Consider the following 18,998-nt stretch of genomic DNA (forward strand, 5'->3'; position numbering starts at 1 on the left):
CGCGGCGGAAAACATCATTCTTTAAAATCGTTGGCGTCCAGCTCATGGCGCGACAGCAATTTATAAAACTCGGTACGGTTACGGCCCGCCATGCGCGCGGCCTGGGTGACGTTACCCTTGGTGATCTGCAACAGTTTGCGTAAGTAATGCAATTCAAACTGATTACGCGCCTCGACAAAGGTCGGCAAGGCGGTGTTTTCCCCTTCCAACGCCTGCTCTACCAGCGCTTCGCTGATAACAGGTGCGGAAGTCAGGGCTACGCACTGCTCGATCACGTTCACCAATTGGCGCACGTTGCCCGGCCAGGTGGCGGTCATCAGGCGTTTCATGGCGTCCGAAGAGAAGCTGCGGACAAACGGCTTGTGTCGCTTGGCAGATTCGCGCAGCAGATGATTGGCCAGCAGTGGAATATCCTCGGCCCGCTCGTTCAGCGCCGGGATCTTCAGGTTCACCACGTTGAGGCGATAATACAAATCCTCGCGGAATTCGTTTTTCGCCATCGCCTTTTGCAGATCGCGGTGGGTGGCGGAAATAATGCGTACATCGATGTCCAGATCGCGGTTACTGCCCAGCGGACGCACCTTGCGTTCCTGCAGCACGCGCAGCAACTTCACCTGCAGCGAAAGCGGCATATCGCCAATCTCGTCGAGGAACAGCGTCCCACCTGCCGCCGCCTGGAACAAACCTTCACGGCTGCTAACCGCGCCGGTAAACGCCCCTTTGGCATGACCGAACAGCTCGGACTCCAGCAGTTGCTCCGGCAACGCACCGCAGTTAATGGCGATAAACGCCTTCTTGCCGCGCGGGCTGGCGCCGTGGATCGCCTGTGCCAACACTTCTTTACCAGTGCCACTATGGCCGTTGATCAAGACGCTGACATCTGACTGCGCCACCATTTTTGCCTGCTCCAGCAGGCGCAGCATAATGGGGCTGCGGGTGACGATATCCTCACGCCAGCTGTCGTCACCGGCCGGTAATGATTGGGACAGCGCTTCGTCGATGGCTTTGTAAAGCGCATCGCGGTCCACCGGTTTGGTCAGGAAGCTAAACACCCCCTGCTGAGTGGCCGCCACCGCGTCCGGGATCGAGCCGTGGGCGGTCAGGATGATCACCGGCATGCCCGGTTGGTGCTTTTGGATCTCGGCAAACAGCGCCATGCCGTCCATTTCATCCATCCGCAGATCGCTGATCACCAGATCAATCTTCTCGCGCCCTAACAGGCGTAGCGCTTCCTGGCCACTTTCGGCGGTGGTGACATGAAACCCTTCGCTGGTCAGGCGCATGCCCAACAGCTTGAGCAGGCTGGGATCGTCGTCAACCAATAACAAATTGGCCGGTTTGCGTGCTGTCATTGCGCGTGAGACTCCTTATTAGCGGGGGGCGGCGCGTAAGTATCTTCCGGCTCGACCGGCAGGGCGGTGCCCTTTTCCGGCTCGGCGTCCGATTCTTCGGCCTTGGCCGGCGCCACTTTCTTGCCCGCTGCGTCGGTTTTTGGCTGTGTCCCGTTGTTATCCGGGATTTCACTTTGCAGCTGCTTGCGTGAAGAGAGCTGACGTTCGATATCGGTCAGGTTTTCCAGCTTGCGTGACGTGTCCTGCAGCTGCGCTTGTAGGCGTATTTGATTCTGGCGTAGCAGATCTATCTGGCTGTCGGAGCTTTCCTGCAGGTGCTGATAACGTGCTTTTTCATCAAACAGGGTGACCTGCAGTACCTGCTGTTGACGCCACAGCTGCAGCAGCGGGCGCAGCGAGCTTGGGAACTCAAGGCGATAGCTGTTCAGGCGGTCAATTATCTGGCGTCGCTCGCCCGAAGTCGGTTCGGCGCTGCCCAGCAGAATGCTCTGTTTGAAAATGCCGTCCCAGCTGTTGCCGGGTAGAGTTTTCGCCAGCGCACGTGCCTGGGTAGAACCGATACGATCGGCACAGTCCATAGCGCGCAGCCAGTACAGTGAATTATTCAACGCATCTTTATCATCCAGCGCCCACAGACTGTCACAGGCCGCAATGCGGTAATCCACCACTTTGGTGTCCGGGATCGCTTCCTGCTGCGGTTGATTCAGACCACCGCTGACTGCGCGATCGACACAGCCTGCCAACAGAAACGGCATAAAAAGCACGCTGCCTAAAAAAGAAAATCGACGCTTGCCGAGTGGCGTACCCAGTGCGGCACGCGGTGAACGTTCGGTCTGCGTAAGACGAAGGCGTTTAGACCATGTGTACATTATTATTCATTCTCGGCGGTTAATGGCAATTCAATACGGAAACAGACGTCTGCGCCGGCGACTTCAACCAGCTGCAGTTCACCGCGCATCCGGCGGATACAATCCTGCGCGATGCTCAGCCCCAGACCGCTTCCTTTTACCGCCCCTTTTCGCTGGTGGCTACCCTGGAAAAAAGGCTCGAAAATCATGGTTTGCTCGGCCTCGGGGATTGGCGTGCCGCTGTTGGCGACATCAATCTGCACCCGTTGTCCAACCTGACGGCTGCGGATCCAAATGTTACCGGATTCCTTGCCGTAGTGCACCGCATTGGAGTAGAGATTATCCAGCACGCGCATTAATAGAGTAGGCTCTGCCCAGCATATTTCCGCATCCAGTTGGATCTCGGTGCGGATCATTTTTGCCCGGGCCGGCAAACTGTGCGCAGCCACGACCATCTCGACCATTTCGGTCAACTCGACATTTTCATGTTCTGCCGGGCCATCGGCCAGTTTGCGGTTGTAATCCAGCAGTTGTTCAATCAGTTGCTGCAGGTGTCGGCTGCTTTGATCGAGGATGGTCACCACCTCTTTTTGATCGGAGGTCAGCGGCCCTGCCACTTCATCTGCCAGCAGTTCGGTGCCTTCACGCATGCTGGCCAGCGGCGTTTTCAGTTCATGCGAGATATGGCGCAAGAACTCATGGCGCTGCGACTCCAGCCAGGCCAGGCGCTCGCTCAACCAAATAATGCGCTGCGCCAGCGAACGTAATTCACGCGGCCCCTTAAAGGAAGCCGTACTGCCCAAGGCTCGCCCTTCCCCCAAACGGTTGATCATTCGCTCTACCGCCTTGACCGGGCCGATAATCATGCGGGTGAACAATACCACCAGCATCACGCTGACTAAAAACAGCATCAGCGCCTGCCAGCCGAAGAACTGGCCGCGCTCGGCAATCGCCTGCTGTAGCTGCTGGCCACGTGAAAACACCACGGCACGCGTCGCCTGTACCATCTCGGCATTGGAGCGTGAAAACGATTCTAACAGCGTGGAAGCCTGCGGATCCGGACCGCTGCTTTGGCATTTAATCGCTGCCAGTTGAGTCAACAGATCGCGCAAGGTTTGATAGTAGCGTTCATCCGGCAGGATTGGGGCATGGGCATCCAGCATTTGCGAATACTGTTTGCGCTGATTCTGATAGAGGCGCGCCAGTGTGGGATCCACCAGCACGCAATATTGGCGATAGCTACGCTCCATTTCCAACGCCACGCTGGTCATCGCCTCGCTGCGTCGTGCATCCACCAACGTAGTGCGGTTGATGTCCGCCGCCTGGGCGCTGAGGTGATCCAGGCTCTGGTAAGCCTGATAGGCCAACACCAGCAGCGGCAACAGCACCAGCAAGAACGCCATCAACACCAGTTGACGTAGCGAACGGGGAAATAAACGCCATCTTTTCAACGAAATCATCTCATTGTCTCTAGTCTGCTTCGATGCTAACCGAGTCGCCGATGAGAGGAAAGCCCGGCGTTCAGCGGAGCGTCAGGAAATAAGGAGAATCAGGCCATAGGTAGGGAGTACGGGTCAGAACTTATCGGTAAAGAGTGGTGAGCATGCTTTGGTATTTGACGTTGGGGCAAGACTGCCCCATCGCAAGAAAGTGTGGATGCCCTTAATTTCTCGTCCCCAGGGTGATGTAGCCCAAGGGCTGGCATCGAACAGGACGAATAGCATCCGTAAGTATCCGGAATTGATGAACACTCATCACAGTTGGATACAGGCGGTGCCTCACTCCACGTGTCGCCCGATGCTTGATAAAGCGCTTACGCGGCTATTATCGGTTTAGTTGGACGATAGGCACCATTTCTTTGGCATCATTCGGGGGGCTTATGAGGTAACTGTTCCGTCTATTTACGGGGCCGTCATAAAAAGTTGAATGAGCAACTGAGCAGAATAATGCACTTAACGTGCCAACTTTTCAATAAATTTATTAACCAACTGAATTTAAAATAAAAAAAACAAAAACCCATGCCAAAGCACTCTCATTTTCAGATGTGCTGGCGAAGAAAAAAACACCGTCCTGTCGCCAAAAACCGACAACTTAAGCCAATTAATTTCTGGTCATTAAAAATCAATAAGTTACGTGTCTCTTTTTAGAGACAATGAAAATACCCTCTGTCGCAAAATGCAGACAATCGCCATCGTCTTAACCATGGCCATAAATAAATAGAAAAGGGACGCAATCTCTTGCGTCCCTTTCGGCTAGCACAGCGTTATCGCTTAGCCCAGCTGCTTACGGGCGTTGCGGAACATGCGCATCCACGGGCTGTCTTCACCCCATTCTTCCGGATGCCATGAGTTGCTGACGGTGCGGAACACACGCTCCGGATGCGGCATCATTACCGTCGCACGCCCATTGGCGCTGGTGACGGCGGTGATACCGTTCGGCGAACCGTTCGGGTTGGCCGGGTAGCTTTCCGTTACCTGACCGGCATTATCGACAAAGCGCAACGCCACCAGACCATGATGCTCCAACGCCGCCAGATGTGCCGTATCGCGCACTTCGACGTGACCTTCACCATGCGATACCGCAATCGGCATACGCGAACCCGCCATCCCCTGCATGAACAGCGACGGGCTGGCCGCCACTTCCACCAGGCTGAAACGAGCCTCGAAACGGTCTGACAGGTTACGTACGAAACGCGGCCAATGTTCGGCTCCGGGGATCAGATCGCGCAGGTTCGACATCATCTGACAGCCGTTGCACACGCCCAGTGCCAGGGTCTGCGGACGGTGGAAGAAAGATTCGAACTCGTCGCGCACGCGCTCGTTGAACAGAATCGACTTCGCCCAACCTTCGCCTGCGCCCAACACGTCACCGTAAGAGAAACCGCCGCAGGCCACCAGGGTATGGAAGTCCTGCAGGTCACGGCGCCCTTCCAGCAGATCGCTCATGTGTACGTCCACCGCATCAAAACCGGCGCGATGGAATGCCGCCGCCATCTCAACGTGGGAGTTAACGCCCTGCTCGCGCAGTACCGCCACTTTAGGGCGAGCCCCCTTGGCGATATAAGGTGCTGCAATATCTTCTTCAGGTGCGAAGCTCAGTTTGACGTTCAGGCCAGGATCGCGTTCATTCTGCTTGGCCTGATGCTCCTGATCGGCACATTCAGGGTTATCGCGCAGGCGCTGCATCTGCCAGGTCGTTTCCGCCCACCAGGTGCGTAACGTGGCACGACTTTCGCTGTACACCGGTTTGTCGCCCTGGGTAATCACAAAGCGATCGCCGGCCTGTACGCTGCCGATGTGGTGCACATTGTCCGTCAGGCCATGCTGAGCAAACGCCTGTTGGACCGCTTCAAGCCGATCGGCCGTCACCTGAATCACCGCGCCCAACTCTTCGTTGAACAGCGCTGCCAGCGCGTCGTCGCCCAACCCTTGAATATCTACCTGTACACCGCAGTGGCCGGCAAACGCCATTTCCGCCAGCGTCACCAACAGGCCGCCATCGGAGCGGTCGTGGTAGGCCAGCAGTGCGCGGTCGGCGACCAATTGTTGCATCGCGTTGAAGAAGCCTGCCAGTTGCTCGACGTTACGCACATCGGCCGGTTTGTCGCCCAGTTGACGGTAAACCTGCGCCAGCGCAGTGGCACCCAGCGCGTTATGGCCGTTACCCAGGTCAACCAGCAGCAATGCCGTGTCGCCCTTGTCGGTACGCAGTTGTGGCGTCACGGTGTGGCGAACATCTTCCACGCGGGCAAAACCAGTGATCACCAGAGACAACGGCGACGTCATTTCGCGCTGCTCGTTGCCTTCCTGCCAGCGGGTTTTCATCGACATTGAGTCTTTGCCCACCGGAATGGTGATGCCCAGCGCCGGGCAAAGCTCTTCGCCCACCGCTTTTACCGCTTCATACAGGCCGGCATCTTCACCCGGGTGACCGGCTGCCGCCATCCAGTTAGCGGAAAGTTTGACGCGCTTGAGCGAACCGATCTCGGTCGCCGCCAGGTTGGTCAGCGCTTCCCCCACCGCCAGGCGGCCGGAAGCGGCAAAGTCCAGCAGGGCAACCGGCGCACGTTCGCCGATCGACATCGCTTCACCGTAGTAACTGTCCAGGCTGGCGGTGGTAACCGCGCAGTCGGCTACCGGGATCTGCCATGGCCCGACCATCTGATCGCGTGCCACCATGCCGGTCACGGTACGGTCGCCGATGGTGATCAGGAAAGTTTTCTCGGCAACTGCCGGCAGGTGCAGAACGCGTTTTACCGCATCGGCCAGAGTAATGTTGTCGCGCTGTACCGGCTGGCCTTTAGCCTGCAAACGAGTCACATCGCGCGTCATCTTCGGCGTTTTGCCCAGCAGCACGTCCAACGGCATGTCGATCGGCTGGTTGTCGAAATGGCTGTCGTTCAGCGTCAAATGCTGTTCTTCGGTGGCTTCACCGATCACCGCATAAGGGGCACGCTCACGGCGGCAAATTTCGTCGAACTGCGCCATCTGCGCCGGGGCAATCGCCATCACATAGCGTTCCTGCGATTCATTGCACCAGACTTCCAGCGGGCTCATGCCCGGTTCGTCGTTAAGAATATCGCGCAGTTCGAAACGGCCGCCGCGGCCACCGTCGCTGACCAGCTCCGGCATGGCGTTAGACAAACCGCCCGCCCCCACATCGTGGATAAACAGAATCGGGTTCTGTTCGCCCAACTGCCAGCAGCGGTCTATCACTTCCTGGCAGCGGCGTTCCATTTCCGGGTTGTCGCGCTGTACCGAGGCAAAATCCAGATCGGCGTCGGACTGGCCGGAGGCCATAGAAGAGGCTGCGCCGCCGCCCAGACCGATGTTCATCGCCGGGCCACCCAGCACCACCAGTTTGGCGCCGACGGTGATTTCACCTTTTTGCACGTGATCGGCGCGGATGTTGCCGATACCGCCCGCCAGCATGATCGGTTTGTGATAACCGCGCAGTTCGACGCCGTTATGGCTGTTAACCTGTTCTTCGTAGGTACGGAAGTATCCCACCAGCGCCGGACGGCCAAATTCATTATTGAACGCCGCGCCGCCCAGTGGGCCGTCGGTCATGATATCCAGTGCGGTTACGATGCGATCCGGCTTGCCAAAATCCTGCTCCCAGGGCTGCTCGAAGCCGGGAATGCGCAGGTTGGAAACAGAGAAGCCCACCAGACCGGCTTTGGGTTTGGCACCGCGACCTGTAGCGCCTTCGTCGCGGATCTCGCCACCGGAACCGGTAGCGGCACCCGGCCACGGGGAGATCGCCGTCGGGTGGTTATGAGTTTCCACCTTCATCAGGATATGGGCCTCTTCCTGATGATAGTCATACTGACCGCTTTGCGGCGCAGCGAAGAAACGGCCAACCTGCGAACCTTCCATCACGGCGGCGTTGTCTTTATAAGCCGACAGCACATAATCCGGCGTCTGCTCGAAGGTGTTTTTGATCATTTTGAACAGCGACTTCGGCTGCTGTTCGCCGTCGATGATCCAATCGGCGTTGAAAATTTTATGACGGCAGTGCTCCGAGTTGGCCTGCGCGAACATATAGAGTTCGATATCCGTCGGGTTGCGCCCCAGCCCGGTAAAGGCATTCAGCAGATAGTCGATTTCATCTTCGGCCAGCGCCAGACCCAGCTTGAGGTTGGCCTGTTCCAGCGCGCTGCGCCCTTCCCCCAGCATATCGATCGCCTGATAAGGCGTCGGCTGATGCTGAGCAAACAGCTGTTCTGCCTGTTGCAAGCTGCTGAAGACGGTTTCCATCATCCGGTCGTGCAGCAATGCGGCAAGCTGTTGCCACTGCGCTTCAGTCAGCGTCGGTGCCTTGACGTAAAACGCCAGACCGCGCTCCAACCGCACCACCTGCTTCAAACCGCAGTTATGGGCGATATCGGTGGCTTTGGAAGACCAGGGAGAAATGGTGCCCGGACGCGGTGTCACCAACAGCAGGCGACCTTCAGGGGCATGTTCGGCGAGAGAGGGACCGTACTTGAGCAGGCGCGTGAGCTTGCCGTGTTCTTCGGCATTGAGCGGTGCGCTGACATCGGCAAAGTGGACGTACTCGGCGTAGATATCACTGACCGGAAGTTGGGCGTCCTGACAGCGGGACAACAGTTTGGTAACACGAAAAGCCGACAAAGCGGGCGAACCACGCAGTATTTCCATAATCAAAGTTCTCTCGTCTTCGAAGCAACTGACTTCAGCACTTCATTGGGCGCAACAGGGGGAAAACGCGCGCCATTATAGAGAATCTGCGCGACAGACGAAACCGTTTGCGTAGCTATTATTGATAAAAGCTGTTCGCGCCATCGAATTGTCATAACGTATCAATAAAGTTGCACGCTGGCGTTTTGTTGCGCAAAATGCCCCGGCACTGGTGATTTAACCATAAGAAAAAGCGGGATGACAATCGGCAGTGCACCTGTGCCACCACTGGATAACTATTTGAAACGCCTTAAAATAAACTACATTCTAATCGGTGTTGTCACCCTGCTTCTGGCGCTCGCCCTGTGGCCCAATATTACCTGGCGCGGCGGCCAGGGCGGGCAACTCGAAGAGATCAAATCCCGCGGAGAGTTGCGTATCAGTACGCTAAACTCGCCGTTAACCTATTTCACCACCAAGCAGGGGCCAAGTGGTCTCGACTACGAGTTGGCGAAACGTTTCGCCAACTATCTGGGGGTGAAGTTGGTGGTGATCCCGCATAAGAACATCAACGACCTGTTCGACGATCTGGACGATGACGATGCCGACCTGCTGGCCGCCGGCCTGATCTACAATCAGGATCGTCTCAGTCGCGCCCGAACCGGCCCGGCTTACTATTCCGTTTCCCAGCAGTTGGTTTATCGCCTGGGCACCGCACGCCCCAAAAGCTTTGCCGATATTAAAGGCAAGCTGGCGGTCGCCTCCGGCTCGGCCCACGTCAGTACGCTGAAACAGCTCAAACAAAGTAAGTTCCCAGACCTCAGTTGGGAAGCTTCCAGCGATCTCACCTCCAAAGAGCTGCTCGAGCAGGTCGCCGACGGCAAACTGGATTACACCCTCGGCGACTCCGTGACCATCGCCCTGCTGCAGCGCATCCATCCGCAGCTGGCGGTGGCTTTCGACGTCACCGATGAAGAACCTGTCACCTGGTACCTGAAGCGCGGCACCGACGACAGCCTGTACGCGGCCATGCTGGATTTTTACAGCCAGATGGTGGATGACGGCACGCTGGCGCGGCTGGAAGAGAAATACCTCGGCCACGTGGGCAGTTTCGATTACGTTGATACCAAAACCTTCCTGTCGGCGATAGATTCGGTACTGCCCACCTTCCGTTCGCTGTTTGAAAAATACGCCAGCGAGATCGACTGGAAGCTGCTGGCCGCCATTGCCTATCAGGAATCGCATTGGAACCCGCAGGCCACTTCACCCACCGGCGTTCGTGGTCTGATGATGCTGACGCGGGCCACCGCCGACGGTCTGGGGGTTAACGATCGCCTCGATCCCGAGGAGAGCATTCAGGGCGGCGCACTCTATTTACAGCGGCTGATGGCCAAGGTGCCCGACACCGTGCCGGAAGATGAGCGTATCTGGTTTGCGCTGGCGGCCTACAACATGGGCTGGGGCCATATGCTCGACGCCCGCAAGCTGACCAAAATGCAAAAAGGCAACCCGGACAGTTGGGTCGACGTCAAACAGCGCCTGCCGATGCTCAGCCAGAAGCGCTACTACCCGCAGTTGACCTACGGCTATGCGCGCGGACGCGAAGCCTATAACTACGTGGAAAACATCCGCCGCTATCAGGTCAGCCTGGTGGGGTATCTGCAAGAAAGGGAAAGAAAGGCGGCGCAGGAAGCGGCCGAACAGGCGGAGCTGGGGAAAGGCTATCCGGCAGTGGCGCCGGAGTTGGCACTTAACTTCTGATTATTCGGGATCCTTATCTGCCTGCGCGCGTTGCGCTTGCTTCAACGCCTTTTGCTGTTCACGACGCATGCGGAAAAAGTTGCTCAAGGTAGCCGCGCATTCCTCGGCCAGCACGCCGGAGAGGATCTCCACCTGATGATTCATTCCGGGATGGCGTAAAATATCCACCAGCGATCCCGCTGCCCCGGTTTTCACATCGGCAGCACCGTAAACCAATCGACGAATGCGGCTATGCACCATCGCCCCCGCACACATCACGCACGGCTCCAGGGTCACGTACAAGGTCGCATTCAACAGGCGGTAATTCTGCAACACGGCCCCGCCCTGCCGCAGCGCCATGATTTCTGCATGCGCGGTCGGATCGTGGCGGCCAATCGGCCGGTTCCAGCCTTCGCCAATCACCTGATTGTCCAGTACCAACAGCGCCCCGACCGGCACCTCTCCCTCTTCCTGCGCACGCAGGGCCAGCCGCAATGCCTGACGCATCCAGTATTCATCGTTATATTCAGTCATTGCATTATTCCTCGTGCACTTTGCGGCGGGCATTATACACAGTAGCGGCGCTGCATGCTGCGCCCGTGTTAACCGGGGAAAATATAGCCGTCCCTTCTCAGCGGCGGAGAAATGACTCACTGCGGCTTGAAATACAACGGGTATATACTGATTGAATCACGGTGTTTTTCAGGGACAGGAAACATGAAACTCAGCAAGAAAAACGCCACCGTCGTGCGCAAAGCGCTGGACGGCTGGGTAGATGAAGGTGCGCTGACGGCGCAACAGCAGCAACAGCTGCTGCAACACGTTGAGGTACAACCCTTCGATTGGCGACGGCTGGCACGTTATGCGTTTCTCGCCGCGCTGGCTTCGCTGGTGATTGCCATCAGCAGCCTGTTCGCTGACAGCAAATTGCTTTATCGCCTGGGGGAATTATTCCGCTTTGATGCGCCAGTACGTATGGCGATCGCCGCCGTAGTGGCCGCGCTTTGCTATGTCTGGGCGCTGAGACGCCGCCGTCGGCATCCGGAGAAACGCTACGGTAATGAAGCCGCCTTGTTCGTTGCCGTGCTGTTCACCGCCTGCGCCCTGTGGCAAATGGGCGTCTGGCTGGATAACGGCAGTGGCCGGGTCTCGTTGCTGTTGACGTTCGCCGCGCTGCTGTATGGCGTGATTGGCTGGTGCAGCCGTTCCGGGCTGGTGTGGTGGTTTGCCCTGCTGTCGCTCGGCAATGCTTTTGGTGCCGAGACCGGCTATCTGTCCGGCTGGGGGGCTTATTGGCTGGGCATGAGCTTCCCGATTCGCTTTATCGCCTTTGGCGTGGTGCTGATCGCCGCAGCATTGCTGTTGCAACCACTGCTCGCTCGCCGTGGACTGGAGCGAGTTTCGCTGGCGATGGGCTTGCTGTATCTGTTCATCGCCCTATGGTTGCTGTCGATTTTCGGGAATTATGGCGATCTCGACAGCTGGTATAACGCACGTCAGATTGAACTGCTCCACTGGAGTCTGTTGTTCGGCCTCGCCGCCGTCGGGTGCATCTGGCTGGGGCTGAAACGCGACGACGCCATGCTACGTGGGTTTGGGTTGACCTTCCTCGGTATTAACCTCTATACCCGCTTCTTCGAATTTTTCTGGGACGCCATGCCCAAGGCGATTTTCTTTGTGGTGCTCGGCCTGAGCCTGTGGGCGCTGGGACATTACGCGGAAAAAGTCTGGCAATGGGGCCGTAAACCGCATGACCAAACCGATGATTAAGGCTCGCCGGTTTTAACGGTAAGAGTTACTGCTGGGTTTGACTCTGACCGGGCCAAACCCACAAAGTGTAAATGGTTAAACTAAAACTAAATCAATCACCTGACCTAATCTCTGTGATGTTGCGATAGATCATGATGACTTAATAATTAGCGGAGTAGTGTTTGGGGCAAGCAATAAAGCTTTTATCCAGGAGTGACTTATGGCTGCCTCAACTTTCTTTATCCCTTCCGTCAACATGATTGGCTCCGGCTGTTTGGACCAAGCGGCAAAAACCCTGAAACAGCAGGGATTGCGTCAGGCGTTGATCGTGACCGACAAAGTGTTGAATAACATTGGCGTAGTCGCCCAGGTTCAACAGTTGCTCGCCGCGCAGCAAATCGAAAGCTGCGTTTATGACGGCACTCACCCTAACCCCACCACGCTGAACGTGAAACAGGGCCTGGCCCTGCTGCAAGAGCATCAATGCGACTGCGTGATCTCCCTGGGGGGCGGCTCACCGCACGATTGTGCCAAAGGCATCGCGTTGCTGGCCACCAACGGCGGCGACATCAAGGACTATGAAGGCGTAGACCGCTCTGCAAAACCGCAGTTACCGATGATCGCCATTAATACTACCGCCGGCACCGCCTCTGAAATGACCCGTTTTTGCATCATCACCGATGAAGCACGCCACATAAAAATGGCGATTGTCGACAAACACGTTACGCCGCTCCTGTCGGTAAACGATCCGCATCTGATGGCCGGGATGCCGAAAGGCCTGACCGCCGCTACCGGCATGGATGCCTTAACCCACGCGATTGAGGCCTACGTTTCCAGCGCCGCCAACCCGATTACCGACGCCTGTGCGTTGAAGGCCGTCACCATGATCGCCGAATCGCTGCGCGACGCCGTTGCCGACGGCAGCAATATGCAAGCGCGCGAAAATATGGCCTATGCCCAATTCCTGGCTGGGATGGCCTTCAACAACGCTTCTCTCGGTTATGTGCATGCGATGGCGCACCAGCTCGGCGGTTTCTACGACCTGCCGCATGGGGTGTGTAATGCGGTGTTGCTGCCACACGTGCAGGAATTTAACGCCAGCGTTTGTGCGTCTCGCCTGAAGGATATCGCCGCCGCCATGGGGTTGGATGTGAGCTACCTTAACGATCAGCAGGGTGCCGCGGCCTGTATTGCCGCCATTCGATTACTGGCACAAGACGTTGGCATCCCGGCCGGGCTGCGTGATTTGCAGGTGAAAGAACAGGATCTGGATACGTTGGCCACCAACGCGCTGAAAGACGCTTGCGGCTTCACTAACCCAATACAGGCCACTCACGCGCAGATTGTCGCCATTTTCCGCGCGGCAATGTAAGTCATCAAAAACGGCAAAGGGCGGAAAATCCGCCCTTTGGTTATTCCAACTGCTGCAGCTCACCCAGTTTACTGACTCGCCAGCGGTGCTCGCAGAAATACAACAGCGGGTTATCCTGCTTGCTGTCGCTATAGCCGCTATACAGCTTAAGCGGCGTGCCTAGACGTTGTTCCAACTGCGTCACCTTCTGGACACCCAGGCAACGTAAAGCCAGCACCCAACCACCGTAACGCCGCAGGATGCGGCTGCCCACCAAGTGAATCTGCGGCAGAAAGGCCGAATCCTGATACACCTGCTCCACCAGCCGTTCCGGTGAACCGGTAATCAACCATACCTGCGCATCATGCGCCTCGAGGTACTGCCGCAAACGCATTTGCACCACCGGGAAAGCGGTCACCTTATTGCGGAAATAAGTCACAAAACGCTGCTCCAGCGCCTTTAACCTGGCCTCCGAACGCCCAAAGGTGATCGACCACAGCAGTACGCTCATTGGCCAACGGGCTGCACGGCCCATCACCAGCAGCGCCAACCCGACAACCGGCAGCAGCGGCACCACCAGCAGCAGATTCAACGGCAGATGGCGCAGCAAAAAACGCAAGAAACTGCCAAACATGTCTTCCTGATGCAGCGTGCCGTCCAGATCAAAGAACACCACGCGGCGGCCTTCCCCGGCCTGCTGGCTCTGTTTCTCGCTCAAGGGCTACTCCTCAGGATCGTTGAATCCCATTATCCAGGTGAAAATAAATCCAGCGGCAATGGTAATCACCAGGCCGGTCAGATACAACATCACCTTACCCGAGACGATGGTTAACGCCAAAGGTAAACCCGAGATGCCAAAGGTGATCACCGTTGCCACTTTCCAATAGCTGATCAGCGCCCCGCCCACCGCACCGCCGAGACAGGCGGCAATAAAAGGTTTGCCCAGCGGCAGAGTGACACCAAAAATCAAGGGTTCGCCAATACCGAGAATGCCGACCGGCAACGCCCCTTTGATGACCTTTTTGAGGCGCGCATTGCGGGTTTTCATCAATACCGCCAACGCGGCCCCGACCTGCCCAACCCCGGCCATCGCCAAAATAGGCAATAGCGGGTTGGAACCATGCGCCTGAACCAGTTCGACGTGGATCGGCACCAGGCCCTGATGCAAACCGGACAGCACCAGCGGCAGAAACAGCCCGGACAGCACCGCGCCCACCAGTAAGCCACCTTTATCGATCGCCAGATTGGCGCCGTGGGCAATCACGTCTGAAATATAACCGCCCAACGGCTGCAGGATCACAATAGCCAGGGATGCGGTCACCAAGGTGGTGATCAGCGGGTTGAGGATCAGCTCTATCGACTCCGGCAGCCAGTTGCGCAGGCGTTTTTCTACCCAACACATCAACGCCACCACCAACAGCACGGCAATCACCCCACCGCGCCCCGGCTGCAGCGCTTCGCCGAATAAAGTAATCTGCGCCAATGCCGGGCTTGAGAGAATCCCGGCCATCACACCGCCCATCGCCTGCGAACCGCCAAACACCCGTGCGGCGTTAACCCCCACCAAAATATTCATGATGGCAAACACCGCGCTGCCGAAAATGGCCAGCAGCCCGAGCACGTTGGGGTAATTCACCGCCAGTTCGCCGGCAATGTCCGGCCGCTTCAAGAGGTTGATGATGCCGGTAATCAGGCCTGAGGCGATGAAAGCCGGGATCAAAGGGATAAAGACATCGGCCAGCTTTTTCAGCGCGCCGCTCATCGGCGCGGCATATTTCTGCTTGGCCTGCGCCTTGTTGCGGGCGATGTTGTCCCCGGCAGCCGCAACTGCAACCGCAGGGGCCCCCGTAAGCAATGAGCGCATCGCGTCCACCACTTTGGCGGCGGCGCCGGGCCCGACAATGAACTGATGCTGTTCGCCCTGTTTGATGTAGCCCTTGACGCCTGGCAACTGCTTGAGCGCCGCCAGATCAAGGCGTTGCTCGTCGCTAACCTCGACGCGTACCCGTGTCATGCAGTTCTCCAGCCGCAGGATATTCCCTTCCCCACCCATGCCTGCCAGAATCTGTGTTGCCAGTGCCGTTGTTTTGTCCATCGCCCGCCCCAGGTGTCGTTAGCGCGTCAACGCCGCGCGTAAATAGCCGTCGTGCTGCTTTAAGCGCAACTGCGCCTCTTCAGCGTCGACGCCGGCCAGAATCATCAGGATTGCCGGTTTAACCTCAAAACCGGTCTGTGTCAGCGCCGCTTCGGCCTGACTGCGTTCAGCACCGGTGGCCTCCACCACGATGCGGCAGGCACGATCCACCAGTTTGACGTTGGTGGCTTTTACATCCACCATCAGGTTTTGGTAGACCTTCCCCAGTTTGACCATCGCCCCGGTCGACAACATGTTCAGCACCAGCTTCTGTGCGGTGCCCGACTTCAGCCGAGTGGACCCCGTCAGGGCCTCTGGCCCCACTACCGGCGAAATCGCCACCTGCGCTTCATGGGCGATCGGTGAGTCCGGATTGCAGGAGATTGCCGCCGTCGGGCAGCCCAGTTGTCGCGCATAGCGCAGCGCACCAATCACATAAGGCGTGCGCCCGGATGCCGCCAGCCCCACCACCATGTCGGTCGCGGTCAAATCCAGTGCGATAAGATCGGCTTCACCCAACGCCGCATCATCCTCCGCGCCTTCTACCGCTTTGAGCAACGCACCTGGACCGCCGGCAATCAACCCGATGACCATGCCGTGCGGCACGCCGAAGGTTGGTGGGCATTCAGAGGCATCCAACACGCCAAGGCGGCCGCTGGTCCCGGCACCGAGATAAATCAGCCGACCGCCGGCCTTCAATGCCGCCGCCGCCAGGTCCACTGCCTGTGCGATAGCCGGCAACACCTTTTCTATCGCCTCCGGCACCTTGCGGTCTTCCTGATTGAAGCAACTCACCATTTCCAACGTTGTCATCTCGTCGAGTCGAAGCGTGGCCGGGTTGCGGCTTTCGGATACTAATGCGCCTAAATTCATCTCTTCACCTTTGAATTTTTAATTCACAAACTGAAATCATTATTTGAATATTTTATTCAACAAAGCGAGCGCTTTTTGCTATTTTAAAGTCTCGCTCACAAAAAATTTTCACCGCGCGTTTTCGCCTCCCACGTGGCAGAATGGCCGCTGGCCTCAAGGGAAAAATGAATGAGTACCCTTCTTCGTATTCGCCAGATGTATCCAACGCTGGCTCAAAATGACCGCAAGCTGGCGGACTTTCTGCTGCATAACGCGGAGCAGGCACGCCATCTCAGTTCGCAGAAGCTGGCTCAACTGGCCGGCATCAGCCAGTCGAGCGTGGTGAAGTTTGCTCAGAAGATGGGCTACAAAGGCTTCCCGGCGCTAAAGTTGGCACTGAGTGAAACGCTAGCCCAGCCGCAAAAGGAACCTGTGGTCACGGTGCATAACCAGATCCTCAGCAGCGACTCGTTGAAAGCCGTCGGCGAAAAACTGTTGGTGGAAAAGCAGGCTGCACTGCGCGCCACGCTGGATATCAACAGTGAAGAGCGTCTGCATCAAGCGTTGGAAATGCTGCGTCAGGCGCGGAGGGTCATTTTATTGGGGATCGGCGCTTCCGGATTGGTCGCCAAGGACTTCTCATACAAGCTGTTGAAAATCGGCGTTATTGCCGTAGCCGAGCAGGATATGCACGTTCAGCTGGCGGCGGTTCAGGCGCTGGATAAGCGGGATTTATTGCTGGCAATTTCGTTCAGCGGTGAACGGCGGGAAATCAATCTGGCGGCGGAAGAAGCCCGCATTGCCGGCGCAAAAGTGCTGGCGCTCACCAGTTTTTCACCCAACGGCCTGCAGCAACGTGCCGATCACTGTTTGTATACCATTGCCGAAGAGCCCAATACCCGCAGCGCTGCCATTTCTTCCAGTACCGCTCAATATGCCCTCACCGACCTGCTGTTTATGGCCTTAATTCAGCACGATCTCGATCGCGCCCCCGAACGCATCAAACACAGCGAACAATTAATGAAAAAACTCGTCTGAGTCGTATAATGTCCGGGCCACAAATATCCAGGTATAAAAAACCTATCTAATAATAGAGTACGTGGCTCTTATTGTTCAAATTCCGAGCAGGGTTTGAACTGGCATGGACAGCAATATATTGACAACTGAGCTTAATGAAAACACACACAGCCATTCTAAATAAACTCCACACATCCGTAACACTTTACGCACTCCGAGATTTATTACTTTTCGTTGTCACTTCGTTGATATTAATAAAATCGATGGGCTACGGCGGCGGTAAAGGGGTTGATATTATTTTTATTTCCCTTACGCTATTATTATTGTCTATTTCTCCTCTCACTCGGTATTTCCTGGTCATTCCCTACATTATACTTTGTGCTATCTATGCCCCTGTCGGCATGATATATGGCCCACCTTCCGTTGCAGTGGTCTCGGCGCTGTTTCAAACCAACAGGGTCGAGGCCGTTGAATTCCTGCATGCCATACCGACAGGCTGTTATCTGTTACCCTTCGCTACACTGATGATGCTGTTTCTTCTCGCCCGCTATTGCTGGCGTCAACCGCTCTCGGCGCGTAAGGCTATGCCGTTTTTTCTGATTTTAATTGTGGTACTGTTTGCCAGAATACTCAGTGGAAACGCCGGAAATATTAAGTTGATAGATTTCTTTTCCTCATTGATGTCCTCATACCAAAGTTATAATCGGCAAATGATAGAAATCAATGCCGGCATGCTGGCCGAGCCCCGCTGGACTATTGATAGCGTAAATAGTAATCAGACTAACTATGTCATTATAGTGGGTGAGAGCATGCGCAGGGATTATATGTCCTTATTTGGGTACCCGACGTCAACAACCCCATTTTTGGATCGCGTAAACGGCACCTTTTACAGTAATTATATTTCTACCGCGCCGAACACCTTCGAATCCCTGCCGAGAACTCTGGCACTGAGCGACGGAAAAATCAGCTATATCTCAGATAATATTATCACGTTGGCAAAAGCAGCAGGATTACATACTTATTGGTTTTCCAATCAGGGACTGCTTGGTCAATTTGATGCACCGGTATCCAAAATAGCCATGTTCAGTGATGAATATCAGTTCCTGAAAAAAGGAGATTATCAATCGCGTAACACCGATGATGATGAACTGCTGCCATTGTTACAAACCGCGTTGGCTAACAACTCACCGGGGAACCTATATGTTCTGCATATTATGGGTTCGCATTCTGACTTTTGCGAACGACTCGGTGGTGAGCCGCCGGTTTTCACCAGCAGCAATACTGAGCTCGCCTGCTACCTTTCCACCTACCGCAAGACGGATAGGTTCATCGAACATACTTACCAAATGCTGCAAGATACCCATTCACCGTTTAAATTAATCTATTTCTCTGATCACGGTCTCTCTCAGCGAACTATTGATGGCAAAGTGTATCTGCGACATAGCGGCGATACACGACAGAATTACGAAGTCCCGCTCTTGGTGCTTTCTGATACCGATCGCCAACGTATCTTTGTTGACGAGCCACACAGTGCCTTTGAGTTTATCCGTCTTTTTGCCCGGCAGGCAGGCATAGTCGTGACTCATCCAGAACTGAATACGCGAGTAGCAGGGCCTGGTAAGCGGCCTACTTTCAATGGTCAGGAAATGGTTGATTTCGATCAGTTGGCCAATGACCCGCCAGAGTTATTATGACGGCCATCTCAAGGGGTGAGCGCTCTGCAGCAACGCATTGGCGGGCGCCGGTGGAAAAACGCCCAATAAAATGGGTTTTATGATAGATTGCGCGCCTGTTCGTGTGCACCGATTAAAAGAT

General features: G+C 56.2%; 13 protein-coding genes. 5 read left to right on the forward strand and 8 right to left on the reverse strand.

The window, feature by feature from the left end:
• Positions 1-14: 14 nt before the first annotated feature.
• The 4 genes from glrR to purL all read right to left on the reverse strand — a co-directional run bounded on the left by glrR (position 15) and on the right by purL (position 8,364).
• Positions 15-1,352, reverse strand: coding sequence for a two-component system response regulator GlrR (gene glrR / locus M2407_RS12400; protein WP_020828186.1), 1,338 nt, complete (start codon positions 1,350-1,352; stop codon positions 15-17).
• Positions 1,349-2,221, reverse strand: a complete 873-nt coding sequence (gene qseG / locus M2407_RS12405; protein WP_130016682.1) for a two-component system QseEF-associated lipoprotein QseG — start codon at positions 2,219-2,221, stop codon at positions 1,349-1,351. The genes glrR and qseG overlap by 4 nt, the downstream gene beginning before the upstream one ends.
• Before the next feature lie 2 nt (positions 2,222-2,223).
• Positions 2,224-3,660, reverse strand: a complete 1,437-nt coding sequence (locus M2407_RS12410) for a HAMP domain-containing sensor histidine kinase (protein WP_046372891.1) — start codon at positions 3,658-3,660, stop codon at positions 2,224-2,226.
• An 810-nt stretch (positions 3,661-4,470) separates the two neighbouring features.
• Entirely contained in the window at positions 4,471-8,364 is a 3,894-nt protein-coding gene (gene purL, locus M2407_RS12415) for a phosphoribosylformylglycinamidine synthase (RefSeq protein ID WP_217331814.1), read from the reverse strand.
• A 276-nt stretch (positions 8,365-8,640) separates the two neighbouring features.
• Between purL and mltF the strand changes: the two genes are divergently transcribed.
• Positions 8,641-10,101 carry a membrane-bound lytic murein transglycosylase MltF gene (gene mltF / locus M2407_RS12420; protein WP_128865118.1) on the forward strand — a complete coding sequence of 487 codons (1,461 nt, stop codon included), beginning with the start codon at positions 8,641-8,643 and terminating at the stop codon, positions 10,099-10,101.
• Here mltF and tadA read toward each other — a convergent pair whose 3' ends face one another.
• On the reverse strand, positions 10,102-10,614 hold the full coding sequence (gene tadA, locus M2407_RS12425) for a tRNA adenosine(34) deaminase TadA (RefSeq protein WP_044554547.1): 513 nt from the start codon (positions 10,612-10,614) through the stop codon (positions 10,102-10,104).
• A 183-nt stretch (positions 10,615-10,797) separates the two neighbouring features.
• On the opposite strand from tadA, the gene M2407_RS12430 reads away from it, so the two are divergent.
• Both M2407_RS12430 and yiaY read left to right on the forward strand, forming a co-directional pair.
• Positions 10,798-11,850: a DUF2157 domain-containing protein gene (locus M2407_RS12430; protein ID WP_128865098.1), complete on the forward strand. Its 1,053-nt coding sequence runs from the start codon at positions 10,798-10,800 to the stop codon at positions 11,848-11,850.
• Between the two features lie 199 nt (positions 11,851-12,049).
• On the forward strand, positions 12,050-13,201 hold the full coding sequence (yiaY, locus tag M2407_RS12435; protein WP_130016685.1) for an L-threonine dehydrogenase: 1,152 nt from the start codon (positions 12,050-12,052) through the stop codon (positions 13,199-13,201).
• A 40-nt stretch (positions 13,202-13,241) separates the two neighbouring features.
• On the opposite strand, the gene yfhb is transcribed toward yiaY, so the two are convergent.
• The 3 genes from yfhb to murQ are packed head-to-tail and all read right to left on the reverse strand — an operon-like array spanning position 13,242 to position 16,187.
• Entirely contained in the window at positions 13,242-13,898 is a 657-nt protein-coding gene (gene yfhb / locus M2407_RS12440) for a phosphatidylglycerophosphatase C (RefSeq protein ID WP_020828194.1), read from the reverse strand.
• A gap of 3 nt (positions 13,899-13,901) precedes the next feature.
• A complete protein-coding gene (locus M2407_RS12445; protein ID WP_259218307.1) occupies positions 13,902-15,275 on the reverse strand; it encodes a PTS transporter subunit EIIC in 1,374 nt (457 codons plus the stop codon).
• An 18-nt stretch (positions 15,276-15,293) separates the two neighbouring features.
• A complete protein-coding gene (gene murQ / locus M2407_RS12450) occupies positions 15,294-16,187 on the reverse strand; it encodes an N-acetylmuramic acid 6-phosphate etherase (RefSeq protein WP_122080034.1) in 894 nt (297 codons plus the stop codon).
• 168 nt (positions 16,188-16,355) lie between these two features.
• Here murQ and M2407_RS12455 point away from each other — a divergent pair, with 168 nt between their 5' ends.
• Positions 16,356-17,204, forward strand: a complete 849-nt coding sequence (locus M2407_RS12455) for a MurR/RpiR family transcriptional regulator (protein ID WP_041414843.1) — start codon at positions 16,356-16,358, stop codon at positions 17,202-17,204.
• A 134-nt stretch (positions 17,205-17,338) separates the two neighbouring features.
• Positions 17,339-18,877 (forward strand): phosphoethanolamine transferase, encoded by a 1,539-nt coding sequence (locus M2407_RS12460; protein ID WP_259218313.1) that lies wholly within the window; start codon positions 17,339-17,341, stop codon positions 18,875-18,877.
• Positions 18,878-18,998 lie beyond the last annotated feature (121 nt).

This window comes from Serratia sp. BIGb0234 (assembly GCF_024809915.1).
Taxonomy (GTDB): domain Bacteria; phylum Pseudomonadota; class Gammaproteobacteria; order Enterobacterales; family Enterobacteriaceae; genus Serratia; species Serratia liquefaciens.